At 53.5% G+C, this 16,184-nt stretch carries 10 protein-coding genes and 1 tRNA gene; 5 read left to right on the top strand and 6 right to left on the bottom strand.

The features are described 5' to 3' along the window. Nucleotides 1-75 precede the first annotated feature (75 nt). Entirely contained in the window at nt 76-1,941 is a 1,866-nt protein-coding gene (locus MK110_06540) for a glycerophosphoryl diester phosphodiesterase membrane domain-containing protein (GenBank protein MCH2210941.1), read from the top strand. A 412-nt stretch (nt 1,942-2,353) separates the two neighbouring features. Here the strand turns inward: MK110_06540 and MK110_06535 are convergent. The 5 genes from MK110_06535 to MK110_06515 form a co-directional block, all read right to left on the bottom strand. Next, nucleotides 2,354-2,427 (bottom strand) — tRNA-Met (locus tag MK110_06535). A 584-nt stretch (nt 2,428-3,011) separates the two neighbouring features. Continuing rightward, nucleotides 3,012-5,582, bottom strand: a complete 2,571-nt coding sequence (locus tag MK110_06530; GenBank protein MCH2210940.1) for a serine/threonine protein kinase — start codon at nt 5,580-5,582, stop codon at nt 3,012-3,014. A 344-nt stretch (nt 5,583-5,926) separates the two neighbouring features. Further along, nucleotides 5,927-6,718: a DUF1570 domain-containing protein gene (locus MK110_06525; GenBank protein MCH2210939.1), complete on the bottom strand. Its 792-nt coding sequence runs from the start codon at nt 6,716-6,718 to the stop codon at nt 5,927-5,929. A 265-nt stretch (nt 6,719-6,983) separates the two neighbouring features. Next, the gene (locus MK110_06520; GenBank protein MCH2210938.1) at nt 6,984-9,143 is read right to left on the bottom strand and encodes a hypothetical protein; all 2,160 of its coding nucleotides are present in this window, start codon (nt 9,141-9,143) and stop codon (nt 6,984-6,986) included. Between the two features lie 300 nt (nt 9,144-9,443). Further along, the gene (locus MK110_06515; protein MCH2210937.1) at nt 9,444-11,243 is read right to left on the bottom strand and encodes a HAMP domain-containing histidine kinase; all 1,800 of its coding nucleotides are present in this window, start codon (nt 11,241-11,243) and stop codon (nt 9,444-9,446) included. 153 nt (nt 11,244-11,396) lie between these two features. Between MK110_06515 and MK110_06510 the strand changes: the two genes are divergently transcribed. The 3 genes from MK110_06510 to MK110_06500 all read left to right on the top strand — a co-directional run bounded on the left by MK110_06510 (nt 11,397) and on the right by MK110_06500 (nt 13,725). Then, complete coding sequence (locus tag MK110_06510) at nt 11,397-12,059, top strand: UbiX family flavin prenyltransferase (protein ID MCH2210936.1); 663 nt, start codon at nt 11,397-11,399, stop codon at nt 12,057-12,059. Between the two features lie 237 nt (nt 12,060-12,296). Further along, a complete protein-coding gene (locus tag MK110_06505) occupies nt 12,297-12,476 on the top strand; it encodes a hypothetical protein (GenBank protein ID MCH2210935.1) in 180 nt (59 codons plus the stop codon). Then, complete coding sequence (locus MK110_06500; GenBank protein MCH2210934.1) at nt 12,445-13,725, top strand: hypothetical protein; 1,281 nt, start codon at nt 12,445-12,447, stop codon at nt 13,723-13,725. Before MK110_06505 ends, MK110_06500 begins: the two co-directional genes overlap by 32 nt. Nucleotides 13,726-13,875: 150 nt before the next feature. Here the strand turns inward: MK110_06500 and MK110_06495 are convergent, their stop codons facing one another. Beyond that, nucleotides 13,876-14,814, bottom strand: coding sequence for a hypothetical protein (locus MK110_06495; protein ID MCH2210933.1), 939 nt, complete (start codon nt 14,812-14,814; stop codon nt 13,876-13,878). A gap of 777 nt (nt 14,815-15,591) precedes the next feature. Here MK110_06495 and mobB point away from each other — a divergent pair. Then, complete coding sequence (gene mobB / locus MK110_06490; GenBank protein ID MCH2210932.1) at nt 15,592-16,110, top strand: molybdopterin-guanine dinucleotide biosynthesis protein B; 519 nt, start codon at nt 15,592-15,594, stop codon at nt 16,108-16,110. Nucleotides 16,111-16,184: the final 74 nt, after the last annotated feature.

Genomic DNA, 16,184 nt, shown 5'->3' with positions numbered 1-16,184 from the left:
TGCCTGTGGATGGATTTGAGATGCCTTTTTTCGAGCCTGGAAAACACCGCAGGATTCGTGTGCCGGCCTGAAGTCATGGAAACTGTTGACCAGTCGAATTCCATTGTTGGCAGCTGGTTGACCTGTTTCTTCGGACGCTGGAATCTGATGCTGGCGACCGATGTCGTCTACAAAATGGTGGCGTTCGTCCTGTTGACGCCACTGGTGGCTGCATTGTTTCGCCTGTTTTTGGCATTGTCCGGACAGACGGTGCTGGCGGACCTGGACATCCTGTTGTTCTTTCTGTCGCCGGCAGGCTGGATTTGTCTGATTACCGTTGGTGTTCTGTGGGCTGCGATTGCTGCGATGGAGTTAGCTGTGCTGCTGGCCGTTCTTGCAGCAGACGAGTATCGGCACGTACGTGTCAGAGATGCCATCCTGTTCGCATTTGTCAATGCCTGGCGAATGAGTGTAGTGATCGTTCGTATGCTGGGAACGAGCCTGCTGATAGTGACGCCGTTGCTGGCCGCGGGGGCACTGACGTTCCGGATGTTGCTGACCGATTATGACATCAATTTTTATTTGCATCAGAAACCACCGGCGTTTCTGGCTGCCGCGGGCATTGGTGCTGTGCTTGTTGTCGTACTGGTACTGATGGGCCTGCGCATGATGACGAACTGGATGTTTGCGCTGCCGATCGTTCTGTTTGAACACGTCAGCCCGATTCAGGCGCTGCGTGTGAGTCGGGAGCGTGCTGCAGGTCAGCGTCTGAAACTGACGTTTTGGATTTCCCTGTGGGGAATCGCTGTGGCGCTGATTTCGGCCATGGCCCACGGGGCGGTCCTGTGGCTGGGGGAACTGGTTGTTCCTTCCGCTGCCTCTTCTTTGCCATTACTGACGATTGCTGTTGGGGTGAGCCTTGCTGTGTGGGCGGTCGTTCAGTTGTTGCTCAATCTGGTGTTGATCACAACGTTTGCTTCCCTGCACTGGAGCCTGTATCAGAGCTGTGGAAGTGTTGCAGACGCGAACACACGTCCTTTTCGCATCTCCGAAAAACGGAACACTGGCGGCCGGTTTCGAGTCACCCGAAGACGTTTGCAGTGGCTGTCGGGTCTTGGGTGTTTAGCTGCCGTCGGTATCGGTGTTCTTGCCCTTTACAATGTCAGTACTGACCGTGATGTCCGGATTGTTGCTCATCGAGGATCATCAAAGGTTGCACCGGAAAATACGATGGCTGCTGTCAGACAGGCTATCGCCGACGGGGCCGACTGGATTGAAATTGACGTTCAGGAAATCTCGGACGGACCGGTCGTGGTTTTTCATGACAGCGACTTCATGAAGCTTGCGGGTCAGGGGCTGAAGATCTGGGACGCAACGAGTGACGATGTTCGATCCATTGACATTGGAAGCTGGATGGACGCTGCATTCTCCGATCAGCGTGTTCCGACACTGGCAGCGGTTCTGGAGGAATGCCGCGGTCAGGTCGGTGTATTGATCGAACTGAAATACTACGGTCATGATCAGCAGCTGGAACAGCGTGTTGTTGAGGCCGTCGAGTCCGCAGGGATGACAGATCATGTCATGCTGATGTCGCTCAGTGTGAATGCAGTGAAGAAGGTAAAGTCTCTGCGCCCGAACTGGAAGGTCGGTCTGTTGTTGTCGGTCGCGGCCGGAGACATGTCGAAACTGGATGTCGATTTTCTGGCTGTTAATGCGGAATTTGTGACGCACGGAGGCGTCACAGCTGCACACAAACACGCTCGCGAGATTTATGCCTGGACAGTCAATGATGCAGTGACGATGTCCACGCTGATCGGTCGCGGAGTCGACGGAATCATTACGGACAGACCGGACCTCGGCCGCACGGTACTGGCACATCGGGCTCAGGCGAGTGTCCCCGAACGTCTGTTGCTGGAACTGGCTGAGACTTTGGGGGTCGTGCCTGATATCGCAGATCAATGATCCGAATCGTGTTCATCTTGGTTGGACTTCACGATGGCTGATTCGGGTAATGACAGGTACGTTCGTGATTTCTCAGCGAACCGGTTTTTCCTGGTAGAGGCTGTCAGTTTAAATCCAACCCGGAACTCAATGGTTTGGAACGGGGTTGTCTTTTTTTTTTGCGAGCGACCGGGATTTCCTGCGCCGCTCATCGACTTTACGAAACAACGAATAGGGTGCTTACCCGGAGGAAGGGATGTTCATGCCCCGGAGCAGGTTTCCACGGTTCGATGTCACCAGCTAGGTGGGGGTGGTCACCGGGTCGGTTCGTGGAATCGGACGGTCGGTTGCCCTTGCGCCGGGTTTGAGCGGGCGATTTGGTCGGCGCAAAAAAAAACCGGAGTCGACGATGGTTCGTGACTCCGGGTGTCAGTGGCGGGGGCCGGATTTGAACCGACGACCTCGAGGTTATGAGCCTCGCGAGCTACCAGACTGCTCCACCCCGCGACAATGTATGTTTTCCGCAGTGTACGTCTTCGACAAACCCTGCGAACCAACGCCTGGTTCACCGGAAAATGAACCGGACGAAGGGCAAGAAGTCTATCCACAAATGTTGGCTTGTCGAGACACTTTTCTGAGATTTGTCTGGTGAAAATATGGCCATCGCTGGTCACGCCTGTCGAGCAGTTGTCATTCTGCTGTTCGCTGGTTGAGCAGGTTTTTTGAGCCGGACTTCAAATCCATGGCGATCGGGTCATCAAAGTATCTGCAAATCAGCTGACCATCGCCGTCTTTACGCATCCTGTGTATTGATATTCGGGACTCTGATCAAACAGTCTGGATTTTCGTAAGTATTTCAGGAGGGGGATCCTTCAGTCGTGGGGCCACATTTGACAGGACGGTCCTGCTGACTCGTGGTCGGCTGTTGACAAACAACGATACCCGATCATATGGAGGAACATCTAATCGAATGGAGTCTGTGATTCTGCGCCCGGCCTGCATCAGACGAGTTGCAGGGTTCCGCGTTAAGCCGGCAACGATCTTGGTTCAGGATTCGGAGACAGCTTCGCGAACGTTCGAACTGATGAATTTTACTCGGTGACTGAGGTTCCTTCAGACAGCAGAGAATCGTCTGAGTTCTCTGGCAATTTCGGAAATTGCGGCAGTCGGCGCACGACAACTCCTGGAACTTCACGTTCCAGGTACATCGGCGGTTCCTGTGTTCCGTCAATCCGAAACCAGTCCGGCTGCAGGCGATTGAGAATAGAAAAGCCGTCGGCATCATAGGTTCCGGACTGAAACTGTTCATTCTGCCAGTCGAATGCTAACTCTTTGAGTTCAGACCCCAGAGTCCGTTTCCAGTACAGATTCCAGTCAATCAGTTTGAACGAGCGATAATCCCCGTCGGAGTTTGGGACTTTGAGTTTCCAGAGTGTTTCAAAACGGTCGTACAGGTTCGTGTCGCCGTTCCATCGCAACAGTTCGCTTAGTTCGTCCAGAAGTCCGGTTCCTTCGGAATCAACCAGAATTCCGTCCTCAACCGTACTGCAAAAGACGCTGGCGCGGCTGTCAACTTTGAGATTTGAAATCATGCGACGCGACGGTGAGAACTCCGTTTCGAAGATCCGAATCAGTGGTTCGCCTGCGATACATGTCACGTGATGAAGAACCAGCTCCAGTGTGCCCGGCAGTTCCATTGATGTGCTGCCGGTGTTGTTTAACAAATGTCCGTCAAGTCCGAACCCGCAGTTGTCAAGATATATCAGTCCGTCGGTCTGGCTTTCGAGATGGAACATGTCTGCTGTACCACGCACGACCACGTCAGTCAGACTGACATCTGTGACGTGTCGGGACTCTTTCTCTGAAGTCGATTCTTTTAGCCGGCAGACTTCCACCTCCGCCATGTCGGGATTGACGATGTCAATGGAACATCGTCGCAGGTCCAGGTGGGTTGACCCCGCACAGTTGAAAATGCTCCATGCCGAGTCCGTTTCCGCTCCATTCATCACGAGTCTCAATCCAATGCCTTCAAGCGACAGACTGCAGTTACTGAGTTCAAACATTCCGGTACTCTGTGAATCCTCCTCACTGCCGCGGAACTCCAGGATCGGGTAAACTCCTTCAGCCGCGTACAGCTGTATGGTCTCGTGATGTTTTTTCGGCAGTTGGCCGGTGCGCACCGGCTGCACGCCATTGAAGGCTAGTTCGATCGCAGCCCCTTCCTGCAGTTCCGACATGGCTTTTCGCAGTGTTCCGTAGCCGGTCCGGGTGCGATCAGCAAAATGGACAACGAAAGGCATTGGCCCGTCGTTTGATACCGTTGCTGAAGGGGGCCGGTCCTGATGATTGCGTAGATGTTCGTCCGGAATCGGTGGACCAACAACAGGGATTGTCACCTGTGTGACGGGTGCTGTCAGTGAAGATTCGAGAGTAACCGGTGGCACGTGGTGGCCTTCAGGATCACCGGGGACGGAGTGCAGGGTGAGTGCAGTCGCACAGAAAACGACCACGGCAGCCAGCAGGAGCATGACACCGGAAAGGCGTCGTCCCGCAGGTTCTTCCAGTTTCTGCCAGATGATCCCATCGGCAGGAACGCCCTGCAGCCCCCTGTTGGTGGCGACTTCAATCAGTTCGGCAAGCAGTTCCCCTGGCGTCTGATACCGATCTGCCGGATCGGTACTCATCATCATCAGAACGATGTCAGCAATGTCGCCCGGAACCTGGTTGTTGATCCGAGCCGGATCGGGTGCCTGCTTGCCCTGATGGTCCAGCAGTTTTTGCAGTGCGGTCCCCTCGGGATAAGGCGGCCGGCCTGTCAGCATATGGTAAAGCGTGCACCCCAGTGAATAAATGTCACTGCGAATATCGGCTTCACGAGGATCACGTGCCTGTTCCGGAGCGAGATAATCAAACGTACCCAGAGTGCTTCCTGCCACCGTGATATCACAGATCGAATCCGGACTGTCCCGGCGAGCCAGTCCCAGATCCACAATTTTTACCCGGCCCTCGTCGCTCACGATGATGTTTGAGGGTTTGATGTCTCGGTGGACAACGCCGAAAGCATGCATGTGGTTGAGCGCGAGAGTCGCCTGAACTGCATAGTTCAAAACCGAATCAGCCGGAAGCGTCTGATGAATGTCGATGAGTTCGCGAAGTGTCCGGCCGACGATGTACTCACAGGCGATGAAATATATGCCGTGGCTGGCACCGGTGAAATACACCTGTGCAATATTGTCATGCCGAAGCAGTGCAGCTGATCGGGCTTCATTTTGAAACCTGGCGAGCAGTGCAGGTTCTGCGGCCGAGACCGGATTTAAAACTTTTAAGGCGACGGGACGTCGTAATGTTGTGTCTTCAGCCAGGAAGACTCTACCCATGCCGCCGGAACCAATTCTGCGTTGAACCGCAAAATGTTCCAGCATCACGGAACCGGGAACGATGTCTGGTCCGTCTGTTGAAAAGAGAGCATTGACCGGATCAGGTGACACGGTATTTGGTGCGTTCGTTTCTACCGGGTCGATACCGTTTTTGTCGGTCGACGATGTCACCACAGTCTGCTGACGATCTGCTACCAGCGGGAGCTCAGCCATCGGAACTCTGGGTGGCGGCGTACGAGTCGCCGACCCTGAATCTTCAAGCTTTGAGCCGGACGGAATACTCATGATAGCAAGACGAATGAGGTTCGAGTCAGAAAGTTTGTGTGCTAAAGCGGAGCTACGTGAGTCGGTGACGCACAGACCGTGGAAGGGTTGATGATTCCAGCTGAGAACAGACCGTGAACAGCTTCCTGTTTGCAGGACCCGTCAACCATCATACGCGTGGCGGAATCACCGGTCAAAACGCGATTTGCAGAGAACAGGAAACCTTTGGGTTCTTGTTTTGCGGTTTGTACAGCTAAAACGGCCTGGTGCAGCCAGTTTGGACTGTAGATTCGGGTGCGAGGGATATTCTGAGGTGTCCCTGGCAGGCCGCAGATCAAACGGCTGTTTAAAGACGCAGAAATGAATTAAAGACGCAGAAATGAACGTTGCGCAGAATCATTCAGATTTGAGATATATGTCACCAGCTGATGACGGAAAGGCTGCAATCTGGTCTCGAATGACCCCACAGAGTCTGAATCTTTCAGCTGGTTCAGAAAATCAAGCAGTACCTGTTTCCCATCGGGACTGTCATGAAGCAGGAAGTGTATCCATCCCCATGCTTCGGCGTAATCGTGACGATTGAATTCCTGAAACTTGTCAATTCTCTCAAGACGTGCGATTGACGGGTTCCAGTTTTTGCGTGCTGCCCGCTGCAGTGTCTGCAAGTGCTCCAAATGCAGATTACCTGCGGTCGACCCACGCACCTCAAAATATTCGGCAAGACCTTCGTCGAGCCATAAAGGAACGCATGTGAGCGTCGCGTGCAGCAGTCCGTGCGTCAGTTCGTGGCGCAGATCTTCCTCGACATGCGGTCCGTGAAATGAGTAAACCGCCAATTCACGGGAGGTGCCGATGAAATACGCCCTGCGAGCCGGTAATGACGGCCATGTTTTTCGCATGTACCTGCGGTATTCGGATTCTCCGGAAAACAGATAAACGATCACCGGGTCGCGAGGTGTTGGTAGCTGAAGGGTCTGCGTGATATCAAGCTGCAGTTGTTCCAGCTCCTGGATAATTGGGGCCTTATCTGAAATGACGAAATTGCTGCGAATCGTCACATTACCGGCACGTACACTATGCGCCACCGGGCGTTTGTCATTCCAGATCTTTGGGCCGCTTCGGCACCCTGTCAGTGGAAACAGTGCCAAAAAGCACATTGCCGCTATCCACTGATTTCCCGGATACGATCGGACAGATTGAGCACGCACCGGTTTCGTATTCGGCGGAAAGCTCGTAAGGGACATGCGATGATGATTGCTGCTGGGCACGGAATCTGGCCTGGACCTACCGACATCTGCCGATGTTAAGCAGCAATCGTCGCAGAATCTTCGTACCGCAACAAGCCGGCTCTCAGTCTTCCCAGACTGCGTATGCTTTTCATTTGTCAGTGGCTGTTGAGTGCCTGTTTGCGGTGTGCGTGAATCAGCGAACGTTTCCGGCGTTGACCGTTCCTTCACCAATGACCGGATCTGAAAGTGACTGACTTCCGACTCGTACACGAACGTGATGACGTCCCGGTCGCAAGCATTTTCCTTTGATCAGATAAGTGATTTCTGACCCTGTTTCAACAGCATCAACCGAACGGAACATCACCACTCCGTTCTGGGTCAGAAAATCAACAGGGCCGTCTGCCGCTTCGAATTTTAAACCGGATGGAAGTTCACAGATCACGCCCACTTTTTCAGCGTCAGCGCTGCCTTCGTTTCTCAAACGGATGCGCACAATGGTTTCCTCGCCTACAATTGACACAGCGTCAGCCGTGTCAACATTCAGCAGCAAATCCGGAACACCGCTTATCAGTGTCGTGTGACTGACCATGGTAACGGACGTGTTCTCGGACTTGACACCGGCGCGATGGACTGCAGTTCCCGGGGCTCCCGGTTTCAGCGTGACCTGATAGCGGGTTGATTCTCCGGGCTGGATCGTCCCAACAAACCAGTCGATGATTTGTTCTCCTGACTGATGCACGCCGCCCCGGTCAGCTTTTACGAAGCGGGCGTCATTTGGAATTCGGTATTTGGCGCGTACATTTGTTGACGGGACATCTCCGGTGTTTTTCACAATGACTTCATAGTTGATCGGTGTACCGATGTCGGCTGTTTTTGGACCGTTCATTGAAATCGCCAGACTTGGCCTGGCAATTCTGATTTCTGTACGTGCTTCGTCACTGAGGTTTCCATCTGCGACGGCTCGCACAGCTAGGCGGTATGTCCCACCGTCCAACGCTGTCAAATTCAGCAGAGCCTGACGCGAATCACCAGGATTCAGTGTCCCGACATGGATCCTTGGAATACTGCCGCTTCGATGCAGCATGCCGTCGGGCACGTGCGCCTCGATAACAACGTTATGCGCAGTTCCGGATCCCGGGTTTTCAACCCGAATCTTATAGCCGGCCTGATCACCTACATTGACCGAATCTGGTCCCTGGACTGCCATTCGCAGCATCGGTTCCTGAACAGTCAGCACAGACGTTGAATATCCGGTGAATCGAACAAAAGCATTAAACGGGATGTTTCCCGGTTTTCGAGGAACCACGACCATTTCGATCGACCGTGATTCGCCGGCATTCAGGTCACCCACTGACCACCTGGAAGTAGTTTTATGCGGCACCGGAAAAGCGCTCAATACATCGACTCCGTCGGGAATCGCGGCCTCCACGGTGACGTTGCGAACGAGACTGGAACCGGTGTTGGTCACAATAAGGGAGCATTGGCTCTTTTGTCCGATGTTCAGCGTCCCCTTCAGCTGCCAGACAACTTCAACCGTCGGTTGTTGTGCCCCGGTATGCTCTGAAGGCAAACTGTTGATGCTGGAGTCCGGGACTGCCGAAAGAACCGAGTTTGAAGTACTGTCTTCGTCACGTTGGAAGGTTTTGGTGTCATCCGAATCACTCTGGTCGAATGCATGTTCCGGCTGAGGGTCTGTGACGTCAAAATGTGGCGGTTCCGTGTTCAGATTCAATGTTGACTCGACGGAATCCTGTTCCTCATGCCTACTGTCATCTTCGATTGCAAAAGTTGTTTCCGTTGCTTCCTCTGAAATCCGGAATTCCGGTAGATCAGATTCGTCAATTGATACGTCCGGTGTTTCCTCAACCTGACTAAAATCGAGATAGGTCTCATCCGACTGGCCGGCGACCTGTTGAATTAGTGAACTGTGACCCGAAGATGATCTCGCGGTCGTCGGCAGCGGGATGACGGGAGAACCGGTACCGATATTTTTCCGTTCAGGTGCGATCTTTGGGGGCGACTGCAGTGGCGTTTCCAGCGTCGGCTTTACCGTGATATGCATTCTTGGACGTTGCATGTCCGATTTGGTTTTGACTTTCAGCGGTGCATCAGTGGCTGCCGGTCTTCCGTGGGAAAAAAAAAACGGGCCGGCTGGGTTTGCTGACTGAGTATCGGCTGCGGATCGTTTGAGAACCGGCTGGATGTTCGTGCCCTGCGCGTCGGCCGAATCAATGTCTACGTTTCTTACGGGTGCTTCGGGCGGCAACGGAATTGATTTGACGTCTGCATTCGCCGGGCCGATCAGCAGGGCAACAACGAACAGGGACTTCAATCCAGAGTTTAGAATTGCCATTCCGAATCTCTCCGCGAAATCTTGGTGGGCCGTTAGATGGTCAGCAGCCGGACAGTTTCAATGCGCAGCACTCATGATGGTCGGACTCATGGTGACACTTTGTATCGATCGTATCGATTGCGACCAATCTGACACTTGAATCAATTTAGAAGAAGGCGCTGCGTTTACGAGGCTGTTGATGTCTGCGGCTTGACATCGTGAAGCGATATCCTGAGACCGGCAGATTGTGCCGCACGAAGGGGCTGCGCACCGGTTGAATGTACTCGGTTTTGTGTACAGAACCGAGTGCGGAGTGCCGTCTTATGAAGCTGGGTTCATGAGATTCACGGAGGTGATCCGACTTAGTCCCGTGGTCGGGCTGTCCAGTGTGGGTTCTGTTTTCTTTTCAACCGGCCGGACAGTCATCGGAATAGTTACGGTAAAAACGCTGCCTTTGCCGAACTCACTTTCCAGGCTCACGTCACCGCCCAGAAGTCGCGTCAGTTCGCGAACGATCGACAGCCCGAGTCCTGTACCTTCATATTCACGTTTCGAATGATCCGGCTGTCCCGGGAGAGTCGCCCCCTGACGAAATTTTTCGAAGACGTCTTCCTGCTGCTGCATGGGAATGCCGATCCCCGTATCTTCGACAGCGATTTCGACCAGATCGTCAGTGACAATGATGTTCGAAGATTGATCGCTGCCGGTGGAGTTCGCGGAGGCTTTTCCTTTTAACTGACGTGAACTGACCCGAACTCGTCCGCCCTCAGGTGTGAACTTGATGGCGTTCGACAGCAGATTGGTGAGAATTTGTCGGACCTTTCCGGCGTCCTGGTGAAGTTTTGGCAGAGTGGGCCAGGCATGTGTGACTCGCAGGTTGATGTTCTTTTGTTCCGCGAGCGGTGTCACCTGCTGGACCAGGTGGTTGATCAGTTCGGGAAGATCCAGACTGCCGGCCTGAATTTCCAGCTGACCGCTTTCAATTTTGGCCAGATCCAGCAGATCGTTTATCTGATTCATCAGGCTGCGACCGGACGACTGAATGTTGTCGACATAACGGTGTTGTCGTTCATCCAGATTGACGGCACCGGCCAGAATATCACTGAATCCGAGGATACTGTTCAAAGGAGTTCGCAGTTCGTGGCTAACGGTTGCGAGGAAATCATTTTTCAGACGGTTGCTGTTGAACATTTCCATATTTGCCTGAGCCAGCAGATCGACCTTGGCATCCAGGTTGTCATTGACTGTTCTTAATTCCGTATTCACTGTCGTCATGTGCCGCAGCATCCGGTTGAACGCATGGCTGAGCTCTTCAAATTCGTCACCTGTCGTAATCTCTGCACGCTGCGTAAGGTTTCCCATTGCGATGGCGTCACTGACGTCCTTAAGGTGCAGTACCGGTTTGACGACGATGTAGCGCACAATAATGTAGGCAGCAAGCATGGCCAGTCCGGTTGTGATAATTGCTGATCCCACGAACACAGCGTTACTGACACTCAGTTCCTGATCGACTCTAGCCATGGGGATCGTTACGGTGGCGACTGCAACAAACTGGTTCGGTGTGTACTCGGGGGCGTGGTACTGATTTGCGCTCTGATGACATCCAAGGCAGTCAACTGTCGCGCGAATTGCAGCCACGTACTTCAGCGATCGGGAACCGTCCGGTTCTTCTATGAACTCACTAAAATCGTCTTCTTCTCCGGATTCAAATTTACGACGCGCGTTTGAGTCGGCATCGTCCATTTGAGGATCTGCGGTCAGGCTGAGAAACCAGCGGGGCTGGCCCGGATCCGTGGATTCAGTCAACCTCAACGCTTCAGCAAAATCAGCAAACGATTGTTTCTGTGCCTGTTCGTTCAGAGCGGAAGGACGTCCGTGATCTTCACCGCCCGATTCGCCCTGTTTGTGATACAGGCTGAGATGGCGATTAAGAAAAAAAGTTGACAACAGCGTTTGGGCTCCGAGTACCTGCTGATTCCGAACGAGCTGTCGGGTTTTTGCAGCATGCAGCCAGAAACTTCCTGTGATCAGGCCGAGCAGAGCCGCACCAAACAGATATCGGCACTTGCGTTCCAGACTGGTTTCACCCAGGAGTTTCTTAAGACTTCGGTATGTGATCACGGAGTCAGTCGTTGTTCATCGGGAAATGTGTGTTCATCAGATGTTTTTTGAATTGTTACATTATTCTGAACCAGGTTACCCAACTGATATCGTAGTCTGTTCCACTGGTTGGACACAATCAGATCTGCGACACACGTTCTTTCGGACCATAACATGAAGCAGGATATCTCCGTCGTTGTTGCCATCACCGGGGCCAGCGGGGCGGCTTATGCCGTTCGACTGCTCCAGGGACTTCTGAAGGGTGATCATGCCGTCGATCTGGTCGTCAGTGAGGCTGCCAGACAGGTTATGCTGTACGAGACCGGTACGCCGTTTCCTTCTGACACCGCACCGGAGTCGGAATGGAAGTGTCTGATTGCCGGTTGTCTGAGTGACAGGAACTCAGAATCATGGAGTTTCAAACCGACCGAAACGGCTGAATTGAGCGGTTCACTGCGTATTCATCATGCTCTGGACTTTTCTGCAGGAATCGCAAGTGGTTCTTCCGAAACTCGTGGAATGGTTATTTGTCCCTGTTCGACCGGAACGCTGTCTGCCGTGGCCTCGGGCGCATCCACCAATTTGATTCATCGCGCGGCGGATGTTCATCTGAAAGAACGACGCAAGCTGATTCTTGTGCCCCGTGAAACGCCTTTGAGTCGAATCACGATTTCGAACATGTTGGCAGTCACCGATGCGGGGGCAGTCGTGTTACCGGCGATGCCAGGATATTATCATCAGCCGCGGGCCGTTGCCGATCTGGTCGATTTTGTTGTGGCACGCATCTGTGATCAGTTGCAGATCACACACCACTTCTCCAGTCGCTGGGGGGAGTGATTGCTGCCTGGCGAGTGTCTTAACGCATCCGGCATTCCAATTCTTTAACTTTGTACAACCGTTATAGTCAGGTTGAGTGCATCCACCTGCGTTGTCGCGCGCGAATCGGCACCCATTGCTGAAGTTTGCCGATTTGGAAAAATGCGTAGCCTGTAAATGGCGATACAGGTTTATGTGACTGCGTGATCTTCGTGGAGTGCGAAGAGTTTTCGGCCAGTCCGGTGAACGAAATTCCTGATGTCTGAATACATTCTTCCGGAGCAAAATCGTGAGCAATCACACGACTTTTCGCAGAACGACCACGCAGCAACAGCGGGGATTTCGCAGGTTCATGTCAGTGTCGATTCTAATGTCGCTCGCTATTTTATTCTTCGGAATGCAGCTCATGATGGTTGGGCCGCTGCAGAAGCGACTTGATCAGATCCAGAGCCAGCTGGACCAGTCTGACGACAGTATGCAGCGGCTTGTTTCGGTGCGAGATTCCGTATGGCGAACCAACGATCTGCTTACCAGTCTGGACATACAGGCAGATCGTCTGGAGGAAGTTGACGCTGCCATCGCGAAAATGGAATCTCTGAGAGAACGTGTTGTGCATGAAGCAGCTGCAGCTCAGGCCGCTCTCGCCTCTCTGGACCAAATCGAAGCTCTCAACTACCAGCTTTCCAGTAGTCGGGCTCTCACAGAAGGAGCCCGGGCCGAACTGGCGCGACTGGATGCTCTGCGATCGCACATTATTGACACAGGTCAACAGACTCATGTTGCGGACAACACGTTCTCCGGCATCGTTGCTCTTCAGAATCGTGTGATTGCCGCGTCGAACGGATATGAAAATGCCAGTGCAAGCATAGCCGGTCTGACAGATCTGACGCAGCGTATGATTGCGGGGGCAGCAGAACTTGAGGGCGCAGCCGAACAGTTTGACAATATGGTAGCGCTTCGCGATCGAATGGTCGCTTCCGGTGAGAACCTGGAATCGGCGCGCCAGAGTCTGGAAGGACTCGATGAACTGACAACCCGTTTGTCCGAGGAATCTGTGGGTATTGAAGTGGCGTCGCGTCAGTTTGGTCAGTTCGTTGGGTTGCGTGATGCGATTTCCGCGACAGCCCCGGGACTTGACGAGGCTCGATTCGCTGCCGGTCAGCTCGCATCACTCAAGGACCAGATTCTTGAAGGAGACGATGACGTTCAGCGTGCAGAAGAGAATGCCCGAATTCTTGTGGCGATGAACCAGTCGCTCTGTGAGCAGTCCATCAACACTGAAGTTGCTCAGGAAAATCTGGATGAGATTTTGAGCACGAACCGTTTGCTAAATCAGCAAACCGAAAAGCTGGCGATTGCCGCCGGCGATCTCAGAGCGATGGACACACTGTGTGCGGAGATCTCCCGTGATTTATCCGGTCTGAGTGATCTTCGTCGGGTACTGATTGAACTGGCGCTGTCGGATACCGGTATTGGACGCATTGCACAGGCGATTCAGCCACTGGTGGAAATCAGCAGGCTGACAGAATCGGGCGAGTCAAATATCCGTGCTGTCAACCAGGGAATCACGGACGGACAGCAAACACGGCTGACACAACGTGATACGACATCTGTTCTGGATCAGGCAGCTTCTGCCTTATCTGAAGACGATGGGGCCGTTCCCGTACCACCGGAATACCGCCAGTGATCGCGGTTGAAGTTGTGTATTCCGGAACGACGCAGCAGGCCCCGGCAGAGCGCCGGGGCCTGCTGTTCGTTGCTGTTCCGGCTGTGGTCCGTCACCGTCACCGGGGCCGGGTTAACCTGACTGAATCATTACAGCAAAGGGGGTAACCGCTTAACGCTGAACGAACACAGCCGGTTCATCGATGATGACGGGAGTCGACCAGGTGCGACCGTCGTTGTGGTTCACGGAGTTGAAAAAGTGAGTGGCGAATCGCTCCGCACGATAGCTGTACGGAAAGCTGGAATACAAATGGTCTTGTGCTCTCAGATCGTCGACGCCTTTGCGACCGTAGTAGTGCACTCGTCCGTCCGGTGTGAATGACATGCCAAGGGTCCACCAGCCCGGAGTGATCGACAGGCTGCGTACTTCATGACCACCGTTGTTTCCGCGAATCAGCAAAACGGCTTCATCCTGTACAAAACGGGGGTCGTGACTGCTGTGGAATTCAATAAAGAAGCCTGGCCAGTATGATTCGGCTTTCTTGACTGACTTTGTGAAAAACAAGCGTTTTTCTTTCTCGGAAGTCGTGGTTTTCAGGTCTGCCCGGTATCCGAAGTGACTGCCGGAACGGTTTTCCCAGTTTTCGAATGGAGGAAGCCAGATCCGGACTGTGCAGCTGGGACCTTTTTCCACACTCAGCGTACCAATGCGAGACGAGCACGACATAATGAAGTCGTCCTGTTCCATCTGATTGCTCGGCTGGCCGGGGATACCCGTATTTAGTGTCTGCAGACGCAGTGCACCCTGACTGCCGGGCAGACCGTTCGCCGGAGTGGTAACGCGTTCAATGATGTCCGGCATACCGCGTTTTGGACTTTCAAACCAGCGACGGTTTGCCGAGTAGCCGGACGGTCTGCGGACGTTACCATCCTGTTCACGGCTGGACTTGGGGCCGTTAACAATCCACTTCCAGTTGGGGTCTTCAAAGTCGTCTCCGACTTTGCTCAGCTGGATTCCACTGCCAGGCACGAGTTGAGCGTGCGTCTGTGGCAGAAATACGGGAATACTGATGATGAAGCAGATTGTCTGCAGCAGCGATGGGGACCTCATGTCTCCCGGCTCCGATGTTTGAGGAGTGTGAGTCGTGAACGTCCCGCAATAACACTGGCCGTTTTTTGTTTCGGCAGTGTCATTATCGGGCGATTTGGACGACAAACTGATCATGTTCGGCGGATTTCGCCGTTAAGTCCGTCCGTGACTCCGACAAAATTGAGTTCTGTCGCGGGCAGGAATCAGTCTGCGTCCGTACATATCGGTAGCGGCTGACCAGTCGGCACAGGCAAAACATCTGTTGTGAGGGCAGAGGAGACTGATAAGCTCATCGCAACCAATTCGTTGGCCCGGTCTGCCCAAACCGCAGGGTTTGACAATCTGTATCCCGGTGGCCAACAAGCCGGTGGACCACAAGCCGGTGGACCACACGCATAACGGGCGAGTCTTCTGTCAAACAAAATGGCACTGATAACGGTCAACTGTTGGGCTGGTGTCCGGAGTCTTGGGAAGATTCAGGCACAGCGACCTGGTGCCGGACCGTATTTTGGATCTGGCAGGGTACAGGTCCACCATGCTGATCCACAGCTGGCAGGTTGTCTATGCCGCCCGGCCAATTGTTACTGACCGCTGCTGAGACTACCGCTGAAAACTGCTTTAGGAGCGCAATATATAAAAAGGCGAATGACATGACTTGGGGGCACTTGTGGTGAACCTCATTCAAAAGGGCTGCGCACAGTCATGGGAGTAGATTCCGCCGAATGACACGGTATCCTCATCATCAATGGAGGGCTGGTCTTCCAATTTCTTCTTTCCTGCTGCGAGCTCATCGAACCTGTGAACGTCTGTCAATCACAGCCACCCCGTCTGCACATTGTTGGGCGTCGTAATGCGGGTAAGACATCACTGATCTGCGATCTGGTACGAAATCTGGCTGGTCGAGGGATTCGGGTGGCCACAATCAAGCACACACATCACCATCACGAGCTTGATACGCCGGGAAAAGACTCGTGGAAACATCGGGAAGCCGGTGCTGTTTCTGTTGGTATTCTTTCACCGCATATGATTGCGGCGTTTATGCCGTCGGAGCGGGGGAAATCTTCGACAGACGGTTACGATCGACTGGACCGAATGTTTTACGGCAGTGATCTGATGCTGATCGAAGGCGATCTGCACGCGGATGGATTAAAGCTGGAAGTCTGGCGTCCCGAATTGAATGAACCACCCTATGCAGCGACCGATACAGCCATTCGTGCGGTGATTTCCGATGTGCCCGTGGAAATTCAACAGGAAGTTTGGCCTCGATCGGATGTTGCGGACCTTGTTGACCGAATTCTTCGGGTGATGGATTACTGACGCACATTGCGGTCGTGAGTCTGTCGGACTTTGGCGGCTCTTGCAGACTTCACCGCCGGTTTCTTACGGTAGAG

The organism is Fuerstiella sp. (assembly GCA_022447225.1).
Classification (GTDB): domain Bacteria; phylum Planctomycetota; class Planctomycetia; order Planctomycetales; family Planctomycetaceae; genus S139-18.
This window is presented reverse-complemented; position numbering and strand designations above follow the sequence as displayed.